Here is a 26,249-nt window from a genome sequence, read left to right as displayed (position 1 = left end):
TCAACAGATGCATCAGCTCATTACAATATATTTTCTTAACTAGTGAAGAAAAATATTTCTTTAGCAATTGCTAGTAATAAAATAACAAGAATTTGAAGCTGTGACAAAAACATTTTAGCCCAAAGAAAATCCGAACCAATATGAAATTCTAAATAGAGTTTCATATTAGTTCGGATTTTTTGCTTATTTGTCTAAAAGGTGAGACATTTTAGTTATGTCCCAGTTTCTATTTTTGTTATATTTGCAAAGATTTAACCTTCGAGCATTTTTTCTAAATCTCTATCAATAATAAATACTTCAATTCTTTCACCTGTTTTCGTACTAATATCGCTATGACTCGATAGTACTTGACACTCTGTGTAACGCTCTACAATTTCTTCGAAGTTTTCACTATACATTTCGCGTAGAATTTGACGTGCTTTTTTTACAAGTTTTCGTCCGTTATCATGCTTTACTAAATGCTTTTCTTCAACGGTTAAAGCACCTTTTGATCGGACAATAATCATATCTTTGACGATATATGTTTTTGTTTCTTGTGGTCCTCTCCCGATTAAATCTCTTTGTAACTTTATAAATGCCTCACTTAACTCATTTTCTAACTTTTTTTTGTTTAGAGCCAATATCCATTCCTCACTTCATTTAGATATAAATTATATTTAAATAGTTTGTTTCAGAGAGAATTTTACAATATGACATTAATTTGTTATTTATTTGTACCATTTTGTTTATACTTTTGAAAGAAATGAAATAGAGAGAATTTTAATGAAATAATGAGATTTAGAGGGAAAAGATAAGAAAAATAAGCTGAAATGAATAAATTTAGTTATTTTTTGCTGAAATTTTTCGTTTGCATAATGCTCTTAACCACGTTATTATGAATTCAAATTTAATTCGGCCTAGTCTCGTAACGAGAGCGGAGGAACCAATCTTTTGGGGTTAATTCTACATGCGTAGAAGGGATGAGAGACAATCTCTTTCGCCATCCTACCCGTCAGCTAACTTCGTCGGCTAAAGCGAAGGAGGTCCTAAAGACCACCTTATTCAAGGGGCTTTTTTTATGCGATTATTCGTAGAAAAGGAGCTATTTGAACGAATTTTGTAGGTCTTTTTATTATGCCTATAAATTGAAAAAGTGCAAATGGAAGACGGAACGCAAAGGTAGCTAGCGCTAGCTGGGCGTTAAGTAGACCAATGCTTACTTTTTCTCCAATTTAAAGTTGAATGTGCAAAGAAGAACGGATTATATGTGCTTTTTTAAGACTATATTCGTTTCTATTCTTGTACGATTATTTTCAACGTGGAGAAAAGTATGCATTGGTCTTTTTTGTTTGGCATAAAAGGAGGATGGCTTAGCTGAACTTCATATAAGCAATTACTTTGAAAAAGTTTTACGTGTAGTTTGAATTCAAAATGCTGGAGGCGAAAAAAAATGTTGGATGTTCTTATGATTGGAATCATCATTCTCTCGACATCGTTAATGGTGGGATTTATTAAATATGCTTCTTCTGAAATTGAAAAAGGAAGTGAGTAATATGGGCGTTATTTTATTTGCTCTAGGTTGTTGTGTTTCTTTGTATTTATTATATGCGTTATGTAATCCAGAAAAATTCTAATCATATAGGAGGATGGACGGCTTGGTCATGAGTATCGTTTCCATTATTATTGCTTTGCTTATTATAGGCATCATGATAAAACCAACTGGTATTTATTTAGCAAACGCTTTTGATTATAACAAAACAAAAATAGATCGCTTTTTTGGAGGATTTGAAAATCTTATATATAAAGTGACGGGAGTGAAACAAGAAAACCAAAGCTGGAAGTTATATGCGTTATCTTTTTTACTCGTAAATGTTTGTACAGTATTTCTGACGTATTTGGTTTTTCGATTACAAGGTGTGTTGCCTTTAAATCCAAACCATATTGCAGGAATGGAGCCAACATTGGCTTTTAATACAGCTATCAGCTTTATGGCAAATACGAATTTACAGCATTATAGCGGAGAGTCAGGCTTGTCTTATTTATCTCAAATGGTTGCGATTGTTTTCTTAATGTTCGTTTCACCTGCTACGGCTCTTGCATCCGTAATGGCGATTATTCGAGGATTAGCTGGTAAAGGTCTTGGCAACTTCTTCGTGGATTTAACAAGAAGTATCACTCGTGTATTTTTACCGATTGCTTTTATTGCGGGATTAATCTTTGTAGCGTTAGGTGTTCCACAAACTTTAGAGCCCACTGTGACGGCACATACGGTTAGTGGAGAGGAACAAGAGATTGCTAGAGGTCCAGTAGCGGCATTTTTAGCTATTAAAGAGGTTGGTAATAACGGTGGTGGATTCTTTGGCGCAAATTCAGCGCATCCTTTTGAAAATCCGAATGCAATGAGTAACTTTTTACAAATTTGGCTTATGTTACTGCTACCAACGGCACTGCCTTTCGCATACGGCAAAATGGTAGGCAATCGAAAACAAGGACGAATTTTATTTACAGTTATGGCGGTTATGTTTGTCATTATGTTGAGTACTTCACTTACTTCTGAATTCAATGGAAATCCAGTCCTTGGTGAAATGGGGTTACAAGCAAATCAAGGAAGTATGGAAGGAAAAGAAGTGCGATTTGGTGTTGGGGATTCAGCGTTTTACTCTGTTGTTACAACAGCTGCGGAAACAGGTGCTGTCAATACGATGCATGATACATTAACGCCAATTGGTGGCATGATTCCATTGATGAACATGATGCTCAATACAATCTTCGGCGGCGTTGGTGCAGGTTTTATTAACGTATTGATGTACTGTATCATCGCGGTATTTTTATCAGGACTTATGGTAGGAAGAACACCAGAATTTCTAGGTAAGAAAATAGAAGGTAGAGAAATGAAAATCATTGCTCTTACGCTTCTCATTCATCCGTTATTAATATTAGGTGCTTCAGCGATTGCTCTTTGGACTCCGCTTGGGTCGGATAGTATTTCGAATCCAGGGTTTCATGGCCTTACACAAATTGTGTATGAATTTACTTCTTCAGCTGCGAATAATGGTTCGGGCTTTGAAGGGTTGGCTGACGCAACGCCATTTTGGAATATTTCAACTGGAATTGTCATGTTCTTTGGTAGATGCTTTAGCATTATTGCGATGATTGCTGTTGCTGGTTCATTGGCTAGTAAAAGACTAGTACCTGAAACGGTAGGTACGTTTCGCACAGATACATCGTTATTTGGAGGAATCTTATTAGGCTCCATCATTATTGTAGGTGCCTTAACGTTCTTCCCAACATTGGTTTTAGGACCGGTCGCGGAACTTTTAACTTTATAAGATGGAGGATGGAATACGATGGGAAAACCAGCCGTTAAAGAACAGTCAAAACACGGTGTAAGTATAAAAGTGAAAAATAAAGTAAATGAGGATGCGGAAGGTGACACACTCTTCGACCAACCTCACTCTTCACAAAGTCTATTAATAAAGGATGCTATTAAACAAGCGTTTATAAAATTAAATCCGGCAATTATGATTAAAAATCCAATCATGTTTGTCGTGGAAGTAGGCTTTATTGTAACGTTGATTTTATCATTTGCTCCAAATTTATTTGGAGATAGTGGGTCAGAGGTTTGGTTTAACATTACGGTTTCAATTATTTTATTGCTCACTATTTTATTTGCCAACTTTGCAGAATCATTGGCGGAGGGACGAGGAAAAGCACAAGCCGATTCATTAAAGCAATCGAAGAAAGATATACCTGCTAATCTCTTAAAAGGTGAGAAGGTTGTAACGGTATCATCTGCAACCTTGAAAAAAGGAGATATTGTCATCGCTTCTGAGGGGGAGTTTATTCCTGGAGATGGTGAAATCATTAAAGGGTTAGCTTCCATTGATGAATCAGCTATTACGGGTGAGTCCGCACCTGTTATTAAAGAAAGCGGAGGCGACTTCTGTTCGGTAACAGGAGGAACGAAGGTGGTCAGCGATTGTATTACGGTGAAGATTACAAGTGATCCTGGTGAGTCATTCTTAGACCGTATGATTTCTTTAGTAGAGGGTGCTGAACGTAAAAAAACGCCGAATGAAATCGCATTGAATACGGTATTAACAAGTTTAACGCTCATTTTTATGATTGTGGTTATGGCTCTGCCGTTCTTTACGAAATATTTAGGATTTACGATAGATGTGCCGGTTTTAATTGCTTTATTAGTTTGTTTAATACCGACTACAATTGGGGGCTTACTTTCAGCAATCGGTATTGCAGGAATGGATCGTGTAACGCAATTCAATGTAATCGCTATGTCTGGTAAAGCAGTAGAAGCTTCTGGAGATATTCATACGATTATTCTTGATAAAACGGGTACCATCACATTTGGTAATCGGATGGCGAGCGAATTCATTCCCATTGGTGACTCGACTGACCAGGAAGTTCAACACTATAGTGTAGTTACATCTTTACAAGATGATACACCAGAAGGGAAATCTGTTATTGAATTAGCGAAAACAATGGGAACAGTTGTGAAAGAATCATTGATTGATGGCGCAGAGATTATTCCGTTTAAAGCTGAAACAAGAATGAGTGGGTTAGATTTTCCTGATGGTCGGAAGGTTCGTAAAGGTGCTGTAGATGCTATTAAGACGTGGGTACAAGGACAAGGTGGCTTTGTTCCGCAAGATTTAGATGAAAAAGCGAATATAATTGCGAAAAAAGGTGGCACACCATTAGCTGTTGCTGTGAACTATCAAATTATCGGTTTAATTTATTTAAAGGATACGGTTAAACCGGGTATGAGAGAAAGATTTGAAAAACTACGTCAAATGGGGATTAAAACCGTTATGTGTACGGGAGATAATCCGTTAACAGCAGCTACGATTGCGAAAGAGGCTGGCGTAGATGAGTTTATTGCAGAATGTAAGCCTGAGGATAAAATCGATGTTATTCGCTATGAACAAAGTCAGGGTAAACTTGTGGCAATGACGGGTGATGGAACGAATGATGCTCCAGCGCTTGCTCAAGCAGATGTTGGATTGGCGATGAATTCTGGTACAACAGCAGCAAAAGAAGCGGCTAATATGGTTGATTTAGATTCTAATCCAACGAAAATCATTGAAGTAGTAGAAATAGGAAAGCAACTGTTAATGACGCGTGGTGCTTTAACAACCTTTAGTATCGCAAACGATGTTGCTAAATATTTCGCAATCATCCCAGCGATGTTTATGGTTGCGATACCTGAAATGGACACGCTCAATGTAATGGGCTTACATTCATCGGAATCAGCTATTTTATCAGCATTAATCTTTAATGCGATTATCATACCATTGCTTATTCCTTTAGCAATGAGAGGAATTGCGTATAAGCCGATGAGTGCAAATACTTTATTAAAAAGAAATTTAGGCATTTATGGGTTAGGTGGGGTCATTGCACCGTTCATTGGAATTAAACTCATTGATTTGTTGTTAGGATTATTCATGTAAAAGCCAATCTAATAAAGAAAGAGGTTTGAATGCTCATGAAAGAGCTGAAAAGCATCGTTAGCCCTGTAATCAGAATTAGTTTAGTATTCATGTTGATTTGTGGTTTGATTTATCCGTTAGTTTCAACTGGAGTTGCGCAAGCTTTTATGCAGAAAAAAGCTGATGGTAGTTTAGTTTATAATGCTCATCATGAAGTGATAGGTTCGGAGTTGATAGGACAAAACTTTTCTGACCCAAAATATTTTCATGGAAGAATTTCAAGTATCGAGAACAATGCGAATGGATCAGGTTCTAATAATTATGCACCTTCTAATAAGGATTATCATAAACGATTAGAAGAATCGATAGTGAATTGGAAGAAAGAAAATCCTACTATACCAATTGAAGAGGTGCCCATCGATTTATTAACGAATTCAGGATCAGGATTAGACCCGCATATTAGTCCAAAGGCAGCGTATGTTCAAGTGGATCGAATCGCTGAAAAAGGTGGCATATCTAAAGAAAAATTAAAATCGTTAATTAAAGAGCATACAGAAGGTAAGGCACTCGGTCTTTTTGGTCAAGAGAAAATAAATGTTTTAGAGTTAAATATAAGCCTTCAGAAACTATATGAATAAATGAAATGCGACCCTAACCTATATATCGTTAGGGTATGCTTTGTGATGAGGGAGGAAGAAGTATGGCTGAAGAACATCCGTATTTCAGAAGAAAAACACCTGTGGAACTGTTAGGAGAAATTTATGAAAGTTCAAAAGGAAAATTAAAAATTTATATTGGAGCGGCTCCCGGAGTAGGTAAAACATTTAAGATGCTTCAAGATGCGCATGAGGCAAGACTAGAAGGAAAAGATATTGTTATAGGGTATATAGAATCTCATGGAAGGAAAGAAACAGAAGCGCAAGTGCAAGACTTAGAATGTGTGCCTCTTGCAGAAATTACATATAAAAACCGCCATTTTACAGAAGTGAATGTACCTGCTATTTTGAAAAGAAATCCTGAGATTGTCTTAATTGATGAATTAGCTCATACGAATATACCGGGAAGTAAATGGAGAAAAAGATTTCAAGATGTAGAAGAGCTTTTAGAAGCGGGTATTACAGTATGGTGTGCAGTAAATATTCAACATATTGCAAGTGTGAATGATATTGTTAAGCAAATTACAGGAGTAGCTGTCAGAGAAAGAGTACCGGACTTTTTCATTCAAAAAGCAGATGAACTTCAGGTAATTGATGCAAGTCCAGAAACATTACAGAAACGTCTATTAGAAGGGAAAATATATAAATCCGATAAAATAGAGCAGTCGTTACAAAATTTTTTCACCATAAATAATTTATCTGCTTTAAGGGAATTGTTACTTCGAGAAGCGGCAAATGAAGTAGATGAAAAAATTGAATCAAATGATAATGATATAGATGGACCGATTGGTGTATATGATCGCATTCTTGTTTGTGTTCAGTACGGTCCAACTGCTGAACGTTTGATTAGACGAGGAGCACGAGTTGCGAAACGGTTAAAAGCGGAATTATATATATTGAATATTTCCTCTGAAAGTGAAGGTTCATATTCAGAGGAAAAAAAACAAAAAATAAAACTTTGGAAAGAATTAGCTGCTGAGTGTAATGCACATTTTATAATAGAAGAAAAAGGAAAGAAAAAACCTGCTAATATAATTGTAGAAGTAGCTAAAAAAAAGAGAATTACCCAAATAGTAATGGGGCAATCTGCCCGAACACGTTGGGAAGAAATTACGAAAGGAAGTATTGTTAATATCATTATGAGGCATCTTCGAAATACTGATATAATGATTGTTTCGGATGGAAGAGCATAATATAGGAAAAAAGCTGTCCAGGAGTTTTTTATTGACAGCTTTTTTGGTGTGTAAAAAGAGGTTTTGGGTTTTTGAAGATATTAAAATAATTTCTTAATAGATTTATAGAATAATATAAAAGTGTGTTAGAGTGATAGTCAATTTGGGTAGTATAAAGTTTGAATTGAAAACATATCAGCATAGTAATTTCATTCGGAAGAACGCCGAAAGAAGTGGGTCTAAATACTCTTTTAATAGGAAAATTAATGATTTATTGTTAAAATATTCAAAAATATTGACATTATTTCATCATTTTTCTTTTAATGATTATATTAAAATATTGAAATGATGTACGATATATGTAGTAATAATCTCTCATCTAAGCCATTTTGAATGAAATTACTAGAGATAATAGTTTTAAATTATTAGAAGGGGTGAACAAATGCGAAGACAGATAGTATTATCCGTAATTAGTATAGTTATGTTTTGTTCCTTATGGTTTTGGCAACCAATTTCATCTAGTGCTGACACTTATCAATTTGCGAACGTAAGCGCAGATACACTACGTGTACGTTCAACCCCGAGTACAAACGCTTCTATAGTGGGGGTATTGCAACAAAATCAGCAAGTACAAATACTAGGAACGCAAAATGGATGGAGTAAGATTGAGTTTGGCTCAACAATTGGTTGGGTTTCTTCAGAATATTTACGATTCAAGCATCTTAAAGGCTACACAACAGGATCGTCACTCAATATACGTAGTAAAGCGAGTGATACAAGTACAAAGATAGGTTCATTAAATAAAGGAACACAAGTAACAATTATTTCTGAAAGTCAAGGCTGGTATTATATTCAATCTGGTTATATTAATGGATGGGTTTCAAAAGATTATATTTCTTTACAAGGTAGTAAGGAGGATTCAACACCCTCTAGAGATAGTAACTATGTAGGAGGGATAAAGTATGTTAAATCCTCTACATTAAATGTCCGTTCAAAGTCATCTACTAATAGTACTATTGTTCAAGTTTTAAAACAAAATGATCAAGTAACTGTTTTGCAAGAGGTTGGTGAGTGGTCAAAGGTCCAGTTTTCAAATGGACAAGGTTGGGTGGCTAATCAATATTTAGCTTCTTCGACTAATACTACACAAGAGAATTCCCATTCATCTAATCAAGGAAACATAGTCCTTCGCTCGAATGCAAATTTAAGGACAGGACCAAGCACACAACATCAATCCGTACTACTTGGACAAGCAGGTTCCACATATAAAGTCATTGGCTCAAGTGGTGATTGGATACAAGTACAATTACCAAATGGTTCAGCTGCATGGGTAGCGAGTTGGTTGACTACTGGAACGAATTCTACTACTAATACTAGCAATGGTACACAACAAACGACAGTAAGTCATTCAAGAGGTATTCAAGGTAAAACGATTGTATTAGATGCTGGGCATGGTGGTAGAGACCCAGGTAAAATTGGTGCTACTTATTTGGAAAAAGATTTAACGTTAGCAACAGTGATGGAAACAGCAAGTTTATTACAAGCAGCAGGTGCAAATGTTATTTTTACAAGAAATCAGGATGCGTATATTGCCTTAGAAGAAAGAGTTAGGGTAAGTCATGCTTCAAATGCTGATGCATTTATTAGTTTTCATTATAATTCGGCTTTAAAAACAAGTAGTGGAATTATGTCATTTTATTATTCACCATCAAAGGATCGAATGCTTGCTAATAGTATTCAAAATGAGCTAGTAAAAAATACAAACTTACATAATGCAGGTGTTCATTTTGGAGATTTTCATGTAAGTAGAGAAAATAGTAAGCCTTCTGTTTTAGTTGAATTAGGATTTTTATCGAACCCTACAGAAGAAAGCATTATAAGCACAGCAAGCTATCGTCAAAAGGTAGCTAGAGGAATTGTGCAAGGTGTAACGAATTACTTTAATCAATAAAGTGAAACTTTGCTTGGTGGGCGTTTTATTCATCACCATGCATTAGTTGAACGGGAAAAAAGAGTAAGAGAGTCAATCGAAATGATTGACTCTCTTACTCTTTTTATTGATGTTTTGATTAGCAATTTTACAACTTTTCTTTAAGTTATGAAGTAGCTTTTTGTTCACCGTTTTCTACATATGAGGTACATGCAGGGCAACGGGATGCTTTAAGTGGTATCTCTGACAAACATGCAGGGCATTCTTTTGTTGTTTTGGGTGCGTCTTCTTTTTTTCTTGACAGTTTATTGATTTGTCTTATGACGATGAAAATACAGAAAGCAATGATTAAGAAGTTAATAACATTATTTAAAAATAGTCCATAATTAATGGTAGCGGCTCCAGCTGTTTTTGCTTCTGCTAATGAATTATAGTCTTTACCTGAAAGATTAATGTATAGCTCTGTGAAGTCAACTTTTCCAATTAGTAAACCAATTGGCGGCATAATAACGTCTTCTACTAATGATGTGATAATTTTTCCGAATGCTCCACCAATAATAACCCCAACTGCCAAATCAATGACGTTACCACGGGCAATAAAGTTTCGAAACTCCTTTAACAATTATATTCGCCTCTTTCTTTATATTGTTTTATTATATTTAAACATATATAAAGAGGTAATTTTTATTATTTTGCTTATTGCTAATAGTGGAAAATACCATGCTGGATTGAAAAAGCAATTCTATCTGTATATTTTTTGATTTAGAACAAAAATTAATAAAACCAGTTGAATATTGATTAAACTTGAATTTCTTTGTTTTTTTTCTGATTGAAAATGTATCCAAGCGAGTTTTCTCAGTTGTGATTTTTGTAGCATACAGTATAATTGAAAAAGTATTATAGTATTTAAAATTTAACATTCCCTAGTTATAAGGAGAATAAAATTGTGCAACCAGTTAAACTACGAACATCAAGGATAGACTACACGTTAGTCTTATTATTGTTTCTTCTCTTTCTGAGTAGTTGTTTAGCTATTTATAGCGCACAAATGACTGGACAGTATAAAGAGAATTTCTTATTAAAGCAAATGGTTTGGTATGGGACAGGTGTTGTCATCATATTGGCCGTTATTCGGTTAGACTCAGATCAGCTAAGAAAAATTTCATGGTATGCGTATGGTTTTGGTAATGCGCTATTAGCTTTCTTAATTGTAGCACCAAAGAGTATTGCACCAGTTATTAATGGAGCGAAAAGTTGGTATAAGCTTCCGGGAATTGGTTCTTTGCAACCTTCGGAATTTATGAAAGTATTTCTAATAGTAGCATTGGCAAATGTAGTAGCTACCCATCATGAAAAAAATCCAATTAAAACAGTTAAGAGCGATTTTTGGCTTTTAATTAAACTTGGATTAGTAACAGCATTACCGTTAGCCTTTATTATGCAGCAACCTGACCTTGGAACTGCGCTTGTGTTTTTATCGATTTTATTAGGTGTTATTTTCGTATCGGGTATTACGTGGAAAATATTAGTACCTATATTTTCGGCCGGGACTTTACTTGCATCAGCGGTCATGTTTTTTGTATTATGGGCTCCTGAAGTATTAGAGAAGTATTTAGGCGTGAAGCAGTATCAGTTTGGCCGAATTTACTCTTGGTTAGACCCGTATAACTATGAAAGTTCAGCAGGTTTCCACTTAACTCGTTCTCTGTTAGCGATTGGTTCTGGAGAAACGACAGGTAAAGGAATCGGCAATAGAGAAGTATATTTACCAGAAAGTCAAACAGACTTTATCTTTAGTGTTATTGGTGAAGAATTTGGATTCGTCGGTACAAGCATTGTCGTGAGTTTATTCTTCTTATTGATTTATCATATTATTAGAATTGCAATGGGTACGAAAAATTCATTCTACACCTACATATGTGTTGGTGTAATTAGTATGATTACGTTCCATGTATTCCAAAATATTGGTATGACAATTGGTTTACTTCCTATTACAGGTATTCCATTACCGTTTATTAGTTACGGAGGAAGTTCACTTTGGGGGAATATGCTCGCCATGGGCGTTATCTTCAGTATCGGTTATCACTATAAGAAATATATGTTCTCCTCGGAGAAATAGGAAAAAGAGGTTGAAAAGTATTAATACTTTTCAACCTCTTTTTGTATGGGAATTTTGTGGTTACACAAACTGTACTAATTGTTCAATTGGCAATCGTGTTGTTTTATAAGCTGGAGCAGCAGCTTTTCCTAATGCAATTAATACAATCGGTATATATCTTTCATTAATGTTAAATTTCTCAATGAGTTTTTGTTTATCAAATCCACCCATTGTTACCGTATCATATCCTTTTTCTTTTGCAATTAACATAAGCTGCATAGAGATTAAGCCTGCATCAAATGTGGCGATATTCGCTCTTGCTTCGAATGGAGCATAAGGATAGGCCTTATTTACATTATCAATCAGTAGTTTCTTTCTGTCTTCATCAATGAATCCTACTTCTAGACTGCTTTGATGTACTTGTTCGGCATTTCGGTACATTTCTGTGTCGCCTAGTACAGCAATAACGGCAGAAGCTGTTTCAACTTGTTCTTGATTATAAGCAATTGCTCGTAATTCTTTTTTGACTTCTGCATCTTGAATAACGATAAACTTCCATGGCTGTAAGTTGCTTGATGAAGGCGCTGAAGTTGCTTCACTTAATATATTTTCAATTTCTTCTTTTGATATTGAAAAAGAAGAATCGAATTTTCTTACAGAATGACGAGCATGTATAATTTCAGATAAACTTTTTGTTGTGTTTGACATATGACCCTCCAGAGAATGATATTTCAACTTACTTTTAGTAAGTTGAAATAAGCTTACTAAAAGTAAGTTTAACTGTCAATGGGAAATGTGATACTATACAATTAATCAAAAAAATGAGGGTATGATAATGGACGAGCAATATAAAAAGGATAATAGTTGTACTAATTTTTGTGATAACTTTCATAATACGATTGAATTTATTGGTAAACGATGGATGGGAATTATCATATACAATCTATTAAATGGACCTAAAAGGTTTCATGAACTATCAGAAAGTATACCAGGGATTTCAGATCGTTTATTGACTGAGCGTTTGCGTGATCTTGAAAAGCAAGGAATTATTGTAAAGAAGGTATCGCCTTCTTCACCGAGAAAAGTAGAATATGAATTAACATCAATCGGTAAAGAATTCGAAAATGTCTTTCGTAGTATCCTTAATTGGATTCAATTAAAAGAGGAACAACAAAATACATAAAAGCAAAATCAATTATAAAATGATTTTGCTTTTTTTATGTAAACAGATACTTTTCATGTTATTGAATCATATTGCCAAATGGAAATTGACTTTTATAACCAGTGAATTTTTGATAATCTTGCAAAATGCCTTGTTGCTGAGCTTTATCCATTCCATACCAACCTTTTTTAAACATAAGGTCATATAAATCTCGCTGTGCTTGAGAGGATTCTTGGAAAGCGGTATAAATATTTTGATAAAGTCCTTGATGACTCGCCTCATGCATGGCTGTACTATAAGAATTCGTGATATGTTTTTCAGTTGCTAGCATGTCGTTAATAAAATCACGATCATTCATTTGTGGTGTTTGTGGCACAGTAGTCTGTGGATTTTGAATTTTATTTTGATTGCTGTTCATAGAATAGCCTCCTAACCTTATTGTAATGGTGTAGCTCCGCCATTTTGTGCTAATCCTAAGTGAGATAGAAAAGAATCATACTGCTTTTGATGCATTTGTCCTACTGTTTGAATAGCTTGTTTGATTTCAGGATCTTGGCAGTGTTGAGCGTAAAAGGCAGCTTTCTTGAAAATAACTAAATTCCAGGACATCATATCTGTTAAATAGAGTTCATCTTTCGTTGTTAGTACAGCAGGTGGCTCAGGATAAACAACTTGATTTGTACTAGGTTGTTGGTTCTGAAACTGATTGTTTTGTTGATTCATTTTATTTTCCTCCTTCTATAATAATTAGGCTGTCTTATTTTGTGCTTTTTTATTACAAGTATTCGGCATTAGTGACATAGAATATAAAGAATGGATAGATGTGTCAGAAATAAGAAACAGCATGTAGTATGGCATCTAATGAAACGTTTCAGGAGGGATCAAGGATGCAAGTTATGCGAGATTTTTTTCTTTATTTATCTAAAAATAAAATGATGACAAAGATGGCTAAAAAGTATGGCTTACGGTTTGGTGCTTCTAGATTCGTTGCAGGAGAGTCAATTGAACAAGCTGTTGAAGTAATTAAGAATTTAAATAGGCAAGGGCTTTGTGTAACGATTGATTATTTAGGTGAGTTTATCGATAATGAAGCGGAAGCTAAGAAAATGGTGGATCATTGTATTGAAGCTATTCAAGCAATTGGTGGTGAGCAATTGGATGCACAGTTATCGTTAAAGGCAACATCAATGGGATTAGATTTATCTGAGGGAATTGTCTTAAATAATATGATGCGGATTTTGAAGTCTGCGGAAGAACATCATGTATTCGTTACCATTGATATGGAGGATTATACAAGATGTCATCAAACACTTACTCTTTTTAAAAAGTTGCGAGCGAAGCATCAACATATTGGCACCGTACTACAAGCATATCTATATAGATCGAAGAATGACATTGAAGAATTAAACTTGTATAAACCTAATCTTCGGTTAGTGAAAGGAGCGTATAAAGAATCTTCAGAGGTTGCTTTTCCAAAGAAAAGCGATGTTGATGCTAATTTTAAAAGAATCATAAAAACACATTTGCTAAATGGAAATTACACCGCGATTGCCACACATGATGACGCAATCATTGATTATACTAAACAACTTGTGAAGGAATATCGAATTGAAAATGATCAGTTCGAATTTCAAATGCTGTATGGTATTCGACACGAGCGCCAAGTTGAATTAGTAAACGAAGGCTACAAAATGCGGGTATATGTGCCTTATGGAACAGACTGGTACGGTTATTTTATGCGTAGACTTGCTGAAAGACCCGCTAATGTTGCTTTTATTTTAAAAGGAATTATGAAAAAGGGATAAAAAATTTTTTGTAAAAATAAACAAAAAATGCATTTAATATGTTGCAGAATTTTCAAAAATCTTTTATCATATATTTATCAAGTCGAGTTTGATATTTTTTTTGACTAAAAAATGAATGACCATTCATTCAAATTCGTACAAAGGGGGACATTAAATTGGTACGAAATATTCGAAAAGCAGCAGTATTAGGATCTGGGGTAATGGGAGCAGGTATTGCTGCGCATCTTGCAAACGTTGGAATTCCTACATTGTTGCTAGATATTGTTCCGCGTGAATTAACTGAAGCAGAGAAACAAAAAGGACTTACTTTAGAAGATTCACAAGTTAGAAATCGCATCAGTACGACTAATCTACAAAAATTATTAAAACAAAAGCCAGCTCCACTAGCTGTTAAGAAGAACTTAGCTCTTCTAGAGGCTGGTAACTTTGAAGACGATATGAAACGTCTTGCAGAAGTTGACTGGGTTATTGAAGTAGTTGTTGAAAATTTAAAAATTAAAAAGCAAGTATTTGCTCAAGTTGATCAATATAGAAAAGTTGGGAGCATTATAAGCTCTAATACGTCAGGAATATCAGTAGAGGCAATGGTAGAAGGACGTTCAGAAGATTTTAAAAAGCACTTCTTAGGAACGCATTTCTTCAATCCTCCACGTTACTTAAAATTATTAGAGGTTATTCCTACTCAACATACAAGTTCTAAAGTTCTATCTTTCATGAAAACATTCGGAGAAGATGTTCTTGGAAAAGGTGTAGTTGAAGCAAAAGATACGCCAAATTTTATTGCAAACCGTATTGGAACATACGGATTACTTATAACTGTACAAGAAATGTTAAAGGGCGGTTACAGTGTTGGTGAAGTTGATTCAGTTACTGGTCCATTGATTGGTAGACCTTCAAGTGCAACATTTAGAACATTAGATGTAGTTGGTTTAGATACGTTCGCACATGTGGCAAAGAATGTTTATGACCAAGTTGAGGGTGTTGAGAAGCAAGTATTCGAACTGCCAACATTCATTTCTTCTATGCTTGAAAATGGTTGGTATGGTGCTAAATCTGGACAGGGTTTCTTCTTGAAAAAAGGAAAAGAAATTCTGGAATTGAATCCAACAACGCTTGAATACGAAGCAAGAAAAAAATTAAAAGCTCCATCTGTTGAATTAAGTAAACAAGAAAAAGGCTTAAATAATAAATTGAAAACGTTATTATATAGTGACGACAAAGCAGGAGCTTTACTATGGAATATTACTGTTCCTACATTAATTTATTCTGCTGAATTATTTGGCAATATTGCAGATGATATTGTTGCGATTGACCAAGCGATGAAATGGGGCTTCGGTTGGCAACAAGGACCGTTTGAATTATGGGATGCGATTGGCGTTGCTAAATCGGTAGAACGTATGAAGCAAGAAGGTCGTCAAATTCCAGATTGGGTTGAAAATATGCTAGCAAGTGGTGTTACATCTTTCTACAAAGAAGAAGATGGGAACGTGTACTACTATAGCTATGGTGAATATAAAAAAGTAAAAGAAAACCCAAAGGTGATTAATCTTAAACGTTTGAAGAAACAAAAAGGTGTTATTCATAAAAATTCTGGAGCTAGTTTAATAGATTTAGGTGATGGTGTAGCGTTACTAGAATTCCATTCACAAAATAATGCAATTGGTTACGATATTATTCAAATGGTTAATTTCGCAATCGATGAAGTAGAGAAGAATTACAAAGGTCTTGTAATCGGTAATCAAGGTAAGAACTTCTGTGTTGGTGCGAATTTAGCGATGATCTTAATGGGCGTTCAAGATGACGATATTTTCGAAGTTCAATCTGTAGTACGTGGCTTCCAACAAGCAATGATGCGTATTAAATATAGTGCGAAGCCAGTTGTTGCTGCTCCATTTGGTATGACGCTTGGTGGTGGAACAGAAGTTTGTTTACCAGCAGCTCGCATTCAAGCCGGACCTGAAGCGTATATGGGACTCGTTGAAACAGGAGTTGGATTAATTCCTGGTGGTGGCGGTAATAAAGAGCTTTATATTAAGCATTTAGAAAGCCTTCCAAATGGTGTACAGGTCGATTTACAGCAAGTTGCGAATAAAGTATTTGAAAGCATTGCAATGGCAAAAGTATCAACTTCTGGCCAAGAAGCAAGAGAAAATAATGTGTTGAATAATCAAGATGCTGTAAGCGTAAATGCGGATCATCAATTGTATGATGCCAAGCAGGTTGTTTTAGCTCTTGATGAGCAAGGATATACACCACCTGTTCGAAAGAAGGTACCTGTTGTTGGTGAAACAGGTTATGCAACGCTATTGTTAGGTGCAAAAACGATGCTGTTATCAGGGTTTATTTCTGAACATGATTTGAAGATTGCTGAGAAACTTGCATATGTTATTGCTGGAGGTCGAGTTCCTTATGGAACAGAAGTAGATGAGCAATATTTGCTTGATTTAGAGCTTGAAGCATTTATTAGTCTTGTTCAACAGCCGAAATCACAAGCAAGAATGCAGCATATGCTTGTTAAAGGAAAGCCATTACGTAATTAATAGAGCGGATTCATAATGAAAAGGGGGAACAAGCGTGAGAGAAGCGGTAATTGTTGCTGGTGCAAGAACTCCAGTGGGGAAATCGAAGAAAGGTACGCTTGCACATGTACGTCCTGATGATTTAGGAGCATTAGTTGTCAAAGAAACATTAAAGCGTGCTGGTAACTATGAAGGTAATATTGATGATTTAATTATAGGCTGTGCAATGCCAGAAGCTGAACAAGGTTTAAATATGGCAAGAAATATTGGCGCGTTAGCTGGGTTGCCACATACCGTTCCTGCTATCACAGTTAATCGTTATTGTTCAAGTGGTTTACAAACAATTGCTTATGGAGCAGAGCGAATTATGCTAGGTGCTAGTGATACGATTATTGCTGGTGGAGCGGAATCTATGAGTCTTGTTCCAATGATGGGTCACGTTGTACGTCCTAATGTGAAGCTTGCAGAAGGCGCACCTCAATATTATATGGGCATGGGACATACTGCGGAAGAAGTAGCGAAGAAATACGGTATCTCAAGAGCGGATCAAGATGAATTTGCAGTAAGAAGTCATCAGAAAGCAGCAGCAGCTATTGCAGCTGGTAAGTTCGTGGATGAAATTGTTCCTGTAGAAGTAATTAGTCGTTCTGTTGGTAGTGATAATAAATTAAAAGAATCAACATCATTATTTTCGATAGATGAAGGTGTACGTCCTGGTACGAGTGTTGAAGGGTTAGCTAAGCTAAGACCTGCATTCTCTGTAACAGGCTCTGTAACAGCGGGTAACTCTTCACAAACAAGTGATGGTGCGGCAGCAGTAATGGTGATGGACAGTGAAAAAGCAAGCTCTTTAGGTTTACAGCCAATGGGTAGATTCCGTTCATTTGCAGTAGCTGGTGTTCCACCTGAAATCATGGGAATTGGTCCAGTAGCTGCAATCCCAAAAGCTTTGAAAATCGCTGGTCTAGAGCTATCTGATATTGGATTATTTGAATTAAATGAAGCATTTGCTTCTCAATCCATTCAAGTTATCCGTGAGCTTGGTCTTGATGAAGAGAAGGTTAATGTAAACGGTGGAGCAATTGCACTAGGACACCCACTTGGATGTTCAGGGGCAAAGCTTACTCTTACACTACTTCATGAAATGAAACGTAGAAATCAACAATTCGGTGTTGTAACAATGTGTATTGGCGGCGGCATGGGGGCTGCTGGTGTATTTGAATTATTAGCTTAAGTAAAAGACCGTTTGAAGACAAATTTTTTACGAATAACTCTAGTAAGTAAATGTTGATACGTATTTGAACTTTTTGGATGGTTCCATGTATACAACATTACTTACGGAGTTTAAATCAAAGGGGAGGTTTTTATTATGTCTGAATCAACAAAAGCTATTATTAAAGGTGGAAGTTTTTTAATTGAGGATATTGAAGCTGCACAATTATTTACTCCAGAGGATTACACTGAAGAGCAAAAAATGATTGCCAAAACAACGGAAGACTTTGTTATTAACGAAGTTACTCCTAATATTGATAAATTAGAAGAGCATCAATTCGATATTACAGTTCGTCTTCTGAAAGAAGCGGGGGAGCTTGGATTATTAGGGGCGGATGTACCTGAAGAGTATGGTGGACTAGGTCTTGATAAAATTAGTTCATCATTAATTACAGAAAAAATGGCACGTGCTGGCGGATTTTCTCTATCTCATGGTGCTCATGTAGGAATTGGTTCATTACCAATCGTGCTTTTCGGTAACGAAGAGCAAAAGCATAAATATTTACCATTATTAGCTTCAGGTGAAAAGCTTGCTGCTTACTGTTTAACTGAGCCTGGTTCTGGTTCTGATGCGCTGGGTGCGAAAACAGTGGCGAAATTAAACGCTGAAGGCACTCATTACGTATTAAATGGTGAAAAACAATGGATCACAAATGCTGGTTTTGCAGATGTATTTGTTGTTTATGCAAAAATTGATGGAGATAAATTCTCTGCTTTCATCGTTGAAAGAGAATTCCCTGGTGTATCTACAGGCGCAGAAGAGAAGAAGATGGGAATTAAGAGCTCATCTACTCGTACAGTCATCCTACAAGATGCACTAGTTCCAAAAGAAAACTTGCTTGGTGAAGTTGGAAAAGGACACGTAATTGCATTCAACATCTTAAATATTGGTCGTTATAAATTAGGTGTAGGTACAGTTGGTGGTGCGAAACGTGCATTTGAAGTGGCTGCACAATATGCCAATCAACGTCAACAATTCAAAACACCAATTTCTTCTTTTAACTTAATAAGAGAAAAGTTAGCAACAATGGCTTCAAAAATCTATGCTGCTGAAAGCTCAGTTTATCGTACTGTAGGTCTTTATGAAGACTATATGGGGGCTTTGAGTACGGAAGAAGTAAAGGATATTAAAGTGTTAGCAAGTTCAATCGCTGAATATGCAATTGAATGTTCACTAAATAAATTCTTCGCTTCAGAAGTATTAGATTATGTTGTAGATGAAGGTGTACAAATCCACGGTGGATATGGATTTATGGCTGAATATGAGATTGAAAGAGCATATCGTGATTCTCGTATTAACCGAATCTTTGAAGGAACAAATGAAATTAACCGTCTATTAGTTCCGGGTACATTTGTCCGTAAGGCAATGAAGGGTGAGCTTCCATTATTCCAAAAAGCAATGGCACTTCAAGGAGAGCTAATGTCAATGATGCCTGAAGAGCCAGGCGATGAGCCGTTAGCACAAGAAAAATACCTTGTGAAGAATGCTAAGAAAATCGGCTTATTGGCAGCAGGTCTTGCAGCTCAAAAATTCGGTACAGCATTAGAAAAAGAGCAAGAAGTATTAGCGAATATTGCTGATATTGTATCATTAGCATACGCAATGGAATCCGTAGTGCTACGTACAGAGAAAGCAATCGGAAACACTGGCTTAGAAAACAATAAGCAAAAGCTTCTATATACACAAATTTTCTGCCAAGAGTCGTTCAATACAATTGAACAACATGCGAAGGAAACATTATTAGCTGTTGAAGAAGGTGATACTTTACGTATGATGATTTCAGCATTACGTAAGTTCACTCGTCACACACCAATTAATGTAATTGGTAAGAAGCGTGAAGTAGCAGCAGCGCTTGTTGAAACAGAAAAATATTTTGTATAATAGCTTATCGAGAAAGCCGCCTTTTTGGTGGCTTTCTCTTTGTCATTGTATCTAGTAAATAGAGTTAAGAAATATAAGGAAAACATTTTGATTTTTCGTTAATAGCTGTTATTGTATGAATTAGAAATGTAAGACAAAAATTTTGTACTTTTATTGATAACAAGGTATTCTAAAGAAAGGTGTGAAAAATATGGAAGTAACATTTTATACATACCCAAAGTGTGGTACTTGTAGAAACGCAAAGAAATGGTTAGAAACGAATGGTCTAGCATTTCAAGAAATACATATCGTTGAGAATCCACCTACGAAAGAAGTATTACAAGATTTACATAGAAAAAGTGGGTTAGATATTAAGAAATTCTTTAATACTAGTGGACAAAAATATCGTGAACTAGGTTTGAAAGACCGACTAAAAACAGCCTCTGAAGATGAAATGTTCGAATTGTTAGCATCAGATGGTATGTTAATTAAACGTCCAATTGTAACGGATGGAAAGCAAGTTACAGTTGGATTTAAAGAAGAGCAGTTCCAGCAAATGTGGTTATAATTAACTCTTTTGCATTTATATATTTTTTTTGGAGGGATTTAGAATGGCAGTAGTACCACAAGATTTACGTTACTCAGAAGAACATGAATGGGTAAAAGTAGAAGGAAATAAAATGAGAATCGGTATTACAGACTTTGCTCAAGCAGAACTTGGAGATATCGTATTCGTTGAGCTTCCTGAAGTAGGCGATACATTAACAGCGGACGAGCCTTTTGGTAGCGTTGAGTCTGTTAAAACTGTTTCTGAATTGTACGCACCTGTAAGCGGTACAGTTGTAGAAGTGAATGAAGATTTAAATGATAGCCCAGAATTCGTTAACGAATCTGCTTATGAAAAAGCATGGATGGTTGTGATTGAAGCTTCAGATGCATCAGAGTTAGAGAAGCTAATGACTGCAGAGCAGTATGAAGAAATGACAAAAGAAGATTAATTCGATGATATGAAAAGGTGTGCCTTTGTTTTAAGGCATGCCTTTTTTTATTGTCTAGCTCCAGCGCCCAGCTCCTAGTGTGCTTCGCCATCCTCTCCCTACGATAAGTCAACATCGAATCGCCTAGCGTCTCTTCGTGTTGTCTAGTTCCGAACGCCATCGGCTCGAGGTCATAAGTCAATCAGTCCAGAAGGTTAAAAGCAACCTTCTATCCAGCTTGCCTTATGCTTGTCACCGATAAACGTGCGTTCTCCACATTTCGGTTTTTCCTTTATTTCAGTTGGAGGGCTCCAGCACATACGGAGCTAAGCAGGGCGTTTGCGCTTTTCTTAATTTAAACATTATTAATAGATATTAAACCAAAAATAGGTTATGTTAGTTTTAATGAGACCATTTGTAAAAGGTGATATGTATGGAAGATTTTCAAATTGAAAAAGTGATTATTGTCGAAGGTACATCTGACAAGAAAAAAGTACAAAAGGTATTGAAAGAGGATGTAGAGATACTTTGTACGAATGGAACCATCTCTTTTCAGAAGATGGATATGTTCGTAGATGAATTATACGATAAAGAAGTATATATTATGGTTGATCAAGACGAGTCAGGCGAAAAACTTCGTAAGCAATTTAAACGTGAAATGCCACAGGCAAAGCATTTGTACATTGATAAAGCATATAGAGAGGTTGCGTCTGCTCCTAATAATCATGTTGCAACGGTCTTGTTAAGCGCAAATTTTGCAGTACATACACAATATCTAAATAAAGGATGAATGAAGTAGCATGAATGAGTGGAATGGGGAAGAAATAACAAATAAAATAAGAGCAGGTAATTCGTTTTGCTTGTATTTATACACTCCTATTTGTGGTACATGTCAAGTGGCTTCAAAGATGTTAGCAGTTGTGAAGGAGATTGTGCCAACTGTTGAATTAGGTAAAAGTGATGTGAATTATATCCGTGGTTTAGCAGAGCAATATCAAGTGGAAAGTGTACCTTGTTTGTTACTATTTAGAGAAGGTAAGTTACATGAGAAAATATATGCTTTTCATTCTGTACCGTATTTATTAGAACTCTTTAGAGATATGGAACAATAATTATCGACAACGTCGAAGAAACTTGTCGAGCAAATAATAAAGGAAATACTCTCACATCTGTGGTATCTCTATATCTTAAGATGAAGAAAAGGGAGTTGGCGGATGTGGAGAGTATTTTACAATCGATGTTAGTGAATTTAGAAGATAGAGAGCAACTACGAGTATTACTAAAGAAGGCTCATACGATGGTTGTTTTTTCTACTGAAGAAGAAAAGTGGCATTTGTTTTTATCTACTTCTGAATTACACACGAATTATTCAGATAAAGGAAGATATCGTATTCACTTGTTCGGGTCAAAAGAATCGATTCAAGAAATTATTCGTGGCGAAGCTTCAATCCGCCAATTACAAAAGCTTAATAAAATTCAGGTGCAGGGTAATTATCGGCAAGTTTTATTGATTGAAGCTATTTTTTTATTAAGTCGTTCGCAACAAATAGTGTGAAAAAGTAAGAATTTTTGTTAAAATAAGTTGACTGAATTTTCGAAAGATGATATATTCAATTAAAGTTTATGGAATTACTTGGTATTAAAATAAAATAACCTTATCAAGAGAGGTGGAGGGATTGGCCCTGTGAAGCCCAGCAACCGGTATGAGTTACACGGTGCTAAATCCAGCAGAGTAGCAATGCTCTGTGAAGATAAGAAGATATGGCTATAAAGCTTCTTCTTATCGAAGGAGCTTTTTTTAATCTAGCTTCAACGCCCAGTTCCTAGATGACTTCGCCATCCGCCCTACGATAAGTCAACATCGAAACGCCTAACGGCTTTTCGTGTTTCCTTTATCTCAGTTGGATGGCTCCAGTCCTTACGGAACTAAGCGGGCGTTTACGCTTTTTGGATTTAGGAATAAAAGAAATAATATGGGAGTGGAAGAAATGAGCAATAATGAAAAAAACTATCGTTTTGAAACATTAAGTATTCATGGGGGAATTCAAGTAGACCCTGTAACGGGTGCACGTTCAACACCGATTTATCAAAGTAATGCATATGTATTTAAAGATACGGACCATGCAGCGAATCTTTTTGGCTTGAAGGAAAACGGTTATATTTATTCTCGTTTGCATAATCCGACTGCTTCTGTGTTTGAAGAGCGAGTAGCACTACTTGAAGGTGGTATAGGAGCTCTTGCAGCAGCAAGTGGTATGGCAGCTATTACATTAGCTATTCTTAATATCGCAGGCGCTGGAGATGAAATCGTTGCAGCTTCAACGCTTTATGGTGGAACATTTAATTTATTTGCCAATACATTACCGAAGTACGGAATTAAGGTACATCTAGTAAATCCAGAAGATCCAGAGAACTTCCGTGCAGCTATTAATGAGAACACAAAAGCTGTGTTTGCTGAAACAATTGGTAATCCAAGTTTAGTTGTACTAGATATTGAAAAGGTAGCCGCTATTGCTCATGAAAACGGTATTCCTTTAATTATTGATAATACATTTGCTACGCCGTATCTATGCAAGCCAATAGAGCATGGTGCGGATATTGTTGTCCATTCAGCTACTAAATGGCTTTTAGGAAATGGCACAACACTAGGTGGAATCATTGTTGATGCTGGTAAATTCGATTGGAATTCACCAAAATTCCCTGGATTTACGACACCAGATCCTAGCTATAATAATTTAGTTTATAGTGAAGCAATTGGAGCTGCTGCTTTCATCATTAAAGCACGTGTACAATTACTTCGTGACCTAGGGCCAGCACTAAGCTCATTCAGTGCTTACCAATTTAGCTTAGGATTGGAAACATTACATGTAAGAATGAAGGAACACATTTCGAATACTAAGCAAGTAGTTGAGTATTTAAAAGCACATCCAGCGGTTAAATGGGTTCTATATCCAGGAGACAAAGATCATAAAGACCATGCTCTTGCTGAGAAGTATTTACCGAAAGGTGCAGGTGCAGTAGTTGTTTTTGGTATCGAAGGTGGAAGAGAAGCCGGTGCGAAGTTAATTAACAACGTTAAGCTTTGGAGTCACGTTGCAAATGTTGGGGATGCTAAGAGCTTAATTATTCATCCTGCAAGCACAACTCATCAGCAGCTTACAGCTGAAGAGTTAGTATTATCAGGTGTAACAGAGGATTTAGTACGTTTATCAATTGGTATCGAGCATATTGATGATATTATTGCTGATTTAGAGAATGCTATTGAAATTGCAACAGGTGTTACATCACTGCAATCTACATCAGTTTAACACTTTATCTCTATAGTAAGATAAAGAGTTTTATTTTCAGAATTCAATTGACAGTATCGTCTTTTTAATGATAAAATCACTTTACTAAAATATTTATTTGTGAATGTTAATTAAATATTGCGCTTAAGCTCTTATCAAGAGTGGTGGAGGGATGTGCCCGTTGAAGCCCGGCAACCGTCAAATTAACTTTTGAAATGGTGCCAATTCACACAAAGTATGTATCGTACTTTGACAGATGAGAGGAAGGTTCCTTAAATCATTATGCCTTTCTGCTCATTTTAAGCAGAAAGGTTTTTGTTGTTTTAAGATATAATCTAGTAAATAAATATTTGTCTTTATTTCTGGACAAAGAGGTGATTGATCATGATAAAAATTAGTAAAGTTACGAAGCTCTTCTCTCAAGGGCTAAAAGATAAACTAAAAGCTGTCGATAATGTCTCAATTGATATTGATACTGGTGAAATTTTCGGTGTTATTGGCTATAGTGGTGCCGGAAAAAGTACATTGATTCGTATGTTAAACGGTCTGGAAGTTCCAACTGAAGGAACAATTGTTGTAGGTGATCAAGAAGTGTCTGCGATTAAAGGTGCTAAGCTTCGAGCAGCACGCCATGAAATTGGAATGATTTTTCAACATTTCAATCTATTATGGTCAAGGACGGTAAGAGAAAATATCGCTTTTCCATTAGAAATTGCAGGTGTATCTAAGCAGCAACGTTTAAAACGTGTAGATGAATTGATTGCACTTGTTGGCTTAGAAGGACGTGGAGATGCATATCCTTCTCAGTTGAGTGGTGGTCAAAAGCAACGTGTAGGTATTGCTAGAGCACTGGCTAACAATCCTAAAGTTCTGCTTTGTGACGAGGCAACTTCAGCGCTTGATCCCCAAACGACAGATAGTATCTTAGATTTATTAGTGGATATTAATAAGAAGCTAAATTTAACAATTGTTTTAATTACGCATGAAATGCATGTTATTCAGAAAATATGTCATCGTGTAGCTGTAATGGAAAAAGGCCGAGTTGTAGAAATTGGGGATGTGTTAGAGGTGTTCCAAAATCCTCAACAAGATATTACGAAACGTTTCGTTCAGCAATTGACTGATCCTGAAGAAACAACAGAGGCTATTGATAACTTATTACAGAAATATCAGACAGGTCATGTTGTTAAGCTGACATTTGTTGGTGATGATGCGGAGAAACCTGTTGTAAATGAACTTATTCGTCATTTCCAATTTGATATCAATATTATCCAGGGGAAAATACAACAAACGCAAAAAGGTTCATATGGGACATTATTTTTACACATTGATGGAAATGATTCTGAATTAAGTCAAGCAATTGATTTCTTAAATCAACGAAGAGTAGGCGTGGAGGTGATCACAAATGCTTGAGCAATACTTTCCTAATGTAGACTGGGAGTCCATGTGGGAAGCTACAAAAGAAACATTATTTATGACAGGCGTTTCTGTGGTTGCTGTTTTTATTTTGGGTGTACTGCTAGGTCTAGTATTATTTTTAACTTCTAAAGGGAATCTATGGCAGAATAAGTTTGTATATACGATTGTTGGAGCATATGTCAACATATTCCGTAGTATTCCGTTTATTATATTAATTGTATTATTAATTCCATTTACGAAGATGATTATGGGAACGATGATTGGAGCGAAGGCGGCATTGCCAGCACTAATTATCGGGACTGCACCATTCTATGCTCGTATGGTTGAAATTGCATTACGTGAAATCGATAAAGGGGTTATTGAAGCAGCTAAAGCGATGGGTGCCAAAACAAGCACAATTATTTTTAAAGTATTAATTCCAGAGTCAATGCCAGCTATTATTTCAGGTATTACTGTTACGACGATTGCTTTAATTGGTTCAACAGCAATGGCGGGAGCAATCGGAGCTGGTGGTCTTGGAAATGTTGCTTACTTAGATGGGTTCCAACGTGGACAAAGTGACGTTACATTAGTAGCTACCATTATTATTTTAATTATTGTATTCATAGTTCAATTTATCGGTGATTTTGCAACTTCTAAAGTTGATAAAAGATAAATCAAATTAA

Annotated in this window: 24 protein-coding genes, 1 pseudogene and 3 riboswitches; of the genes and pseudogenes, 20 read left to right on the top strand and 5 right to left on the bottom strand. The window is 35.8% G+C overall.

All coding sequences use genetic code 11. The annotated features are described in order from the left end of the window. Window positions 1-251 precede the first annotated feature (251 nt). Window positions 252-623 carry a Na-translocating system protein MpsC family protein gene (locus TX86_RS22465; protein WP_154663210.1) on the bottom strand — a complete coding sequence of 124 codons (372 nt, stop codon included), beginning with the start codon at window positions 621-623 and terminating at the stop codon, window positions 252-254. A 260-nt stretch (window positions 624-883) separates the two neighbouring features. After that, window positions 884-1,025, top strand: a riboswitch (cyclic di-AMP (ydaO/yuaA leader). Between the two features lie 471 nt (window positions 1,026-1,496). Between TX86_RS22465 and TX86_RS27660 the strand changes: the two genes are divergently transcribed. From TX86_RS27660 to TX86_RS22440, 6 genes and pseudogenes are all read left to right on the top strand, one after another. Then, entirely contained in the window at window positions 1,497-1,613 is a 117-nt protein-coding gene (locus tag TX86_RS27660) for a potassium-transporting ATPase subunit F (protein WP_081707806.1), read from the top strand. Window positions 1,614-1,640: 27 nt separating this feature from the next. Continuing rightward, entirely contained in the window at window positions 1,641-3,308 is a 1,668-nt protein-coding gene (kdpA, locus tag TX86_RS22460; RefSeq protein ID WP_042352473.1) for a potassium-transporting ATPase subunit KdpA, read from the top strand. A 153-nt stretch (window positions 3,309-3,461) separates the two neighbouring features. Beyond that, a pseudogene (gene kdpB / locus TX86_RS22455) lies at window positions 3,462-5,447 on the top strand (potassium-transporting ATPase subunit KdpB); the annotation flags it as partial. Window positions 5,448-5,482: 35 nt separating this feature from the next. Further along, on the top strand, window positions 5,483-6,064 hold the full coding sequence (gene kdpC / locus TX86_RS22450; RefSeq protein WP_042352471.1) for a potassium-transporting ATPase subunit KdpC: 582 nt from the start codon (window positions 5,483-5,485) through the stop codon (window positions 6,062-6,064). Window positions 6,065-6,126: 62 nt separating this feature from the next. Then, window positions 6,127-7,275, top strand: coding sequence for a KdpD-like non-kinase potassium sensor (kdpDN, locus tag TX86_RS22445; RefSeq protein ID WP_042352340.1), 1,149 nt, complete (start codon window positions 6,127-6,129; stop codon window positions 7,273-7,275). Window positions 7,276-7,696: 421 nt separating this feature from the next. Further along, entirely contained in the window at window positions 7,697-9,205 is a 1,509-nt protein-coding gene (locus tag TX86_RS22440) for an N-acetylmuramoyl-L-alanine amidase family protein (RefSeq protein WP_042352339.1), read from the top strand. 145 nt (window positions 9,206-9,350) lie between these two features. Here the strand turns inward: TX86_RS22440 and mscL are convergent, their stop codons facing one another. Continuing rightward, a complete protein-coding gene (gene mscL, locus TX86_RS22435; protein WP_042352338.1) occupies window positions 9,351-9,806 on the bottom strand; it encodes a large conductance mechanosensitive channel protein MscL in 456 nt (151 codons plus the stop codon). A gap of 324 nt (window positions 9,807-10,130) precedes the next feature. Between mscL and rodA the strand changes: the two genes are divergently transcribed. Next, the gene (gene rodA, locus TX86_RS22430) at window positions 10,131-11,303 is read left to right on the top strand and encodes a rod shape-determining protein RodA (protein WP_042352337.1); all 1,173 of its coding nucleotides are present in this window, start codon (window positions 10,131-10,133) and stop codon (window positions 11,301-11,303) included. A 60-nt stretch (window positions 11,304-11,363) separates the two neighbouring features. Here the strand turns inward: rodA and TX86_RS22425 are convergent, their stop codons facing one another. Next, entirely contained in the window at window positions 11,364-11,990 is a 627-nt protein-coding gene (locus TX86_RS22425; protein ID WP_042352334.1) for a nitroreductase family protein, read from the bottom strand. 127 nt (window positions 11,991-12,117) lie between these two features. Here TX86_RS22425 and TX86_RS22420 point away from each other — a divergent pair, with 127 nt between their 5' ends. Further along, the gene (locus TX86_RS22420; RefSeq protein WP_042352333.1) at window positions 12,118-12,465 is read left to right on the top strand and encodes a winged helix-turn-helix transcriptional regulator; all 348 of its coding nucleotides are present in this window, start codon (window positions 12,118-12,120) and stop codon (window positions 12,463-12,465) included. Window positions 12,466-12,523: 58 nt separating this feature from the next. Here the strand turns inward: TX86_RS22420 and TX86_RS22415 are convergent, their stop codons facing one another. Together TX86_RS22415 and TX86_RS22410 are read right to left on the bottom strand one after the other, a co-directional pair. Continuing rightward, window positions 12,524-12,862, bottom strand: coding sequence for a spore coat protein (locus tag TX86_RS22415; RefSeq protein ID WP_042352332.1), 339 nt, complete (start codon window positions 12,860-12,862; stop codon window positions 12,524-12,526). 17 nt (window positions 12,863-12,879) lie between these two features. Next, entirely contained in the window at window positions 12,880-13,167 is a 288-nt protein-coding gene (locus TX86_RS22410; protein ID WP_042352330.1) for a hypothetical protein, read from the bottom strand. Between the two features lie 164 nt (window positions 13,168-13,331). Between TX86_RS22410 and TX86_RS22405 the strand changes: the two genes are divergently transcribed. From TX86_RS22405 to TX86_RS22350, 12 genes are all read left to right on the top strand, one after another. Continuing rightward, the gene (locus TX86_RS22405) at window positions 13,332-14,249 is read left to right on the top strand and encodes a proline dehydrogenase family protein (protein WP_042352328.1); all 918 of its coding nucleotides are present in this window, start codon (window positions 13,332-13,334) and stop codon (window positions 14,247-14,249) included. Window positions 14,250-14,404: 155 nt separating this feature from the next. Continuing rightward, window positions 14,405-16,789 carry a 3-hydroxyacyl-CoA dehydrogenase/enoyl-CoA hydratase family protein gene (locus TX86_RS22400; RefSeq protein ID WP_042352326.1) on the top strand — a complete coding sequence of 795 codons (2,385 nt, stop codon included), beginning with the start codon at window positions 14,405-14,407 and terminating at the stop codon, window positions 16,787-16,789. A gap of 34 nt (window positions 16,790-16,823) precedes the next feature. Continuing rightward, window positions 16,824-18,002 carry an acetyl-CoA C-acetyltransferase gene (locus tag TX86_RS22395; protein WP_042352323.1) on the top strand — a complete coding sequence of 393 codons (1,179 nt, stop codon included), beginning with the start codon at window positions 16,824-16,826 and terminating at the stop codon, window positions 18,000-18,002. A gap of 135 nt (window positions 18,003-18,137) precedes the next feature. Beyond that, window positions 18,138-19,922, top strand: coding sequence for an acyl-CoA dehydrogenase FadE (locus TX86_RS22390; RefSeq protein ID WP_042352321.1), 1,785 nt, complete (start codon window positions 18,138-18,140; stop codon window positions 19,920-19,922). Window positions 19,923-20,112: 190 nt separating this feature from the next. Then, window positions 20,113-20,469, top strand: coding sequence for an arsenate reductase family protein (locus TX86_RS22385; RefSeq protein WP_042352319.1), 357 nt, complete (start codon window positions 20,113-20,115; stop codon window positions 20,467-20,469). Between the two features lie 43 nt (window positions 20,470-20,512). Beyond that, entirely contained in the window at window positions 20,513-20,899 is a 387-nt protein-coding gene (gene gcvH, locus TX86_RS22380) for a glycine cleavage system protein GcvH (protein WP_042352317.1), read from the top strand. Window positions 20,900-21,311: 412 nt separating this feature from the next. After that, the gene (locus TX86_RS22375) at window positions 21,312-21,668 is read left to right on the top strand and encodes a toprim domain-containing protein (protein WP_042352316.1); all 357 of its coding nucleotides are present in this window, start codon (window positions 21,312-21,314) and stop codon (window positions 21,666-21,668) included. Window positions 21,669-21,678: 10 nt separating this feature from the next. Continuing rightward, the gene (locus tag TX86_RS22370; RefSeq protein WP_042352314.1) at window positions 21,679-21,990 is read left to right on the top strand and encodes a thioredoxin family protein; all 312 of its coding nucleotides are present in this window, start codon (window positions 21,679-21,681) and stop codon (window positions 21,988-21,990) included. A gap of 104 nt (window positions 21,991-22,094) precedes the next feature. Continuing rightward, on the top strand, window positions 22,095-22,433 hold the full coding sequence (locus TX86_RS22365; RefSeq protein WP_042352312.1) for a hypothetical protein: 339 nt from the start codon (window positions 22,095-22,097) through the stop codon (window positions 22,431-22,433). Window positions 22,434-22,530: 97 nt separating this feature from the next. Continuing rightward, window positions 22,531-22,636: riboswitch (SAM riboswitch) on the top strand. Window positions 22,637-22,866: 230 nt separating this feature from the next. Then, entirely contained in the window at window positions 22,867-24,186 is a 1,320-nt protein-coding gene (locus TX86_RS22360; protein WP_042352310.1) for an O-acetylhomoserine aminocarboxypropyltransferase/cysteine synthase family protein, read from the top strand. A 128-nt stretch (window positions 24,187-24,314) separates the two neighbouring features. Beyond that, a riboswitch (SAM riboswitch) is annotated at window positions 24,315-24,428 on the top strand. A gap of 121 nt (window positions 24,429-24,549) precedes the next feature. Further along, the gene (locus tag TX86_RS22355) at window positions 24,550-25,578 is read left to right on the top strand and encodes a methionine ABC transporter ATP-binding protein (protein WP_042352309.1); all 1,029 of its coding nucleotides are present in this window, start codon (window positions 24,550-24,552) and stop codon (window positions 25,576-25,578) included. Then, window positions 25,571-26,239: a methionine ABC transporter permease gene (locus TX86_RS22350; RefSeq protein ID WP_042352307.1), complete on the top strand. Its 669-nt coding sequence runs from the start codon at window positions 25,571-25,573 to the stop codon at window positions 26,237-26,239. The genes TX86_RS22355 and TX86_RS22350 overlap by 8 nt, the downstream gene beginning before the upstream one ends. Window positions 26,240-26,249: the final 10 nt, after the last annotated feature.

This window comes from Bacillus massiliigorillae, from assembly GCF_000380245.2.
Lineage (GTDB): Bacteria > Bacillota > Bacilli > Bacillales > DSM-1321 > Bacillus_AD > Bacillus_AD massiliigorillae.
Note: the sequence above shows the minus strand (reverse complement) of the source record. Positions and strands in the feature narration are given on the sequence as shown.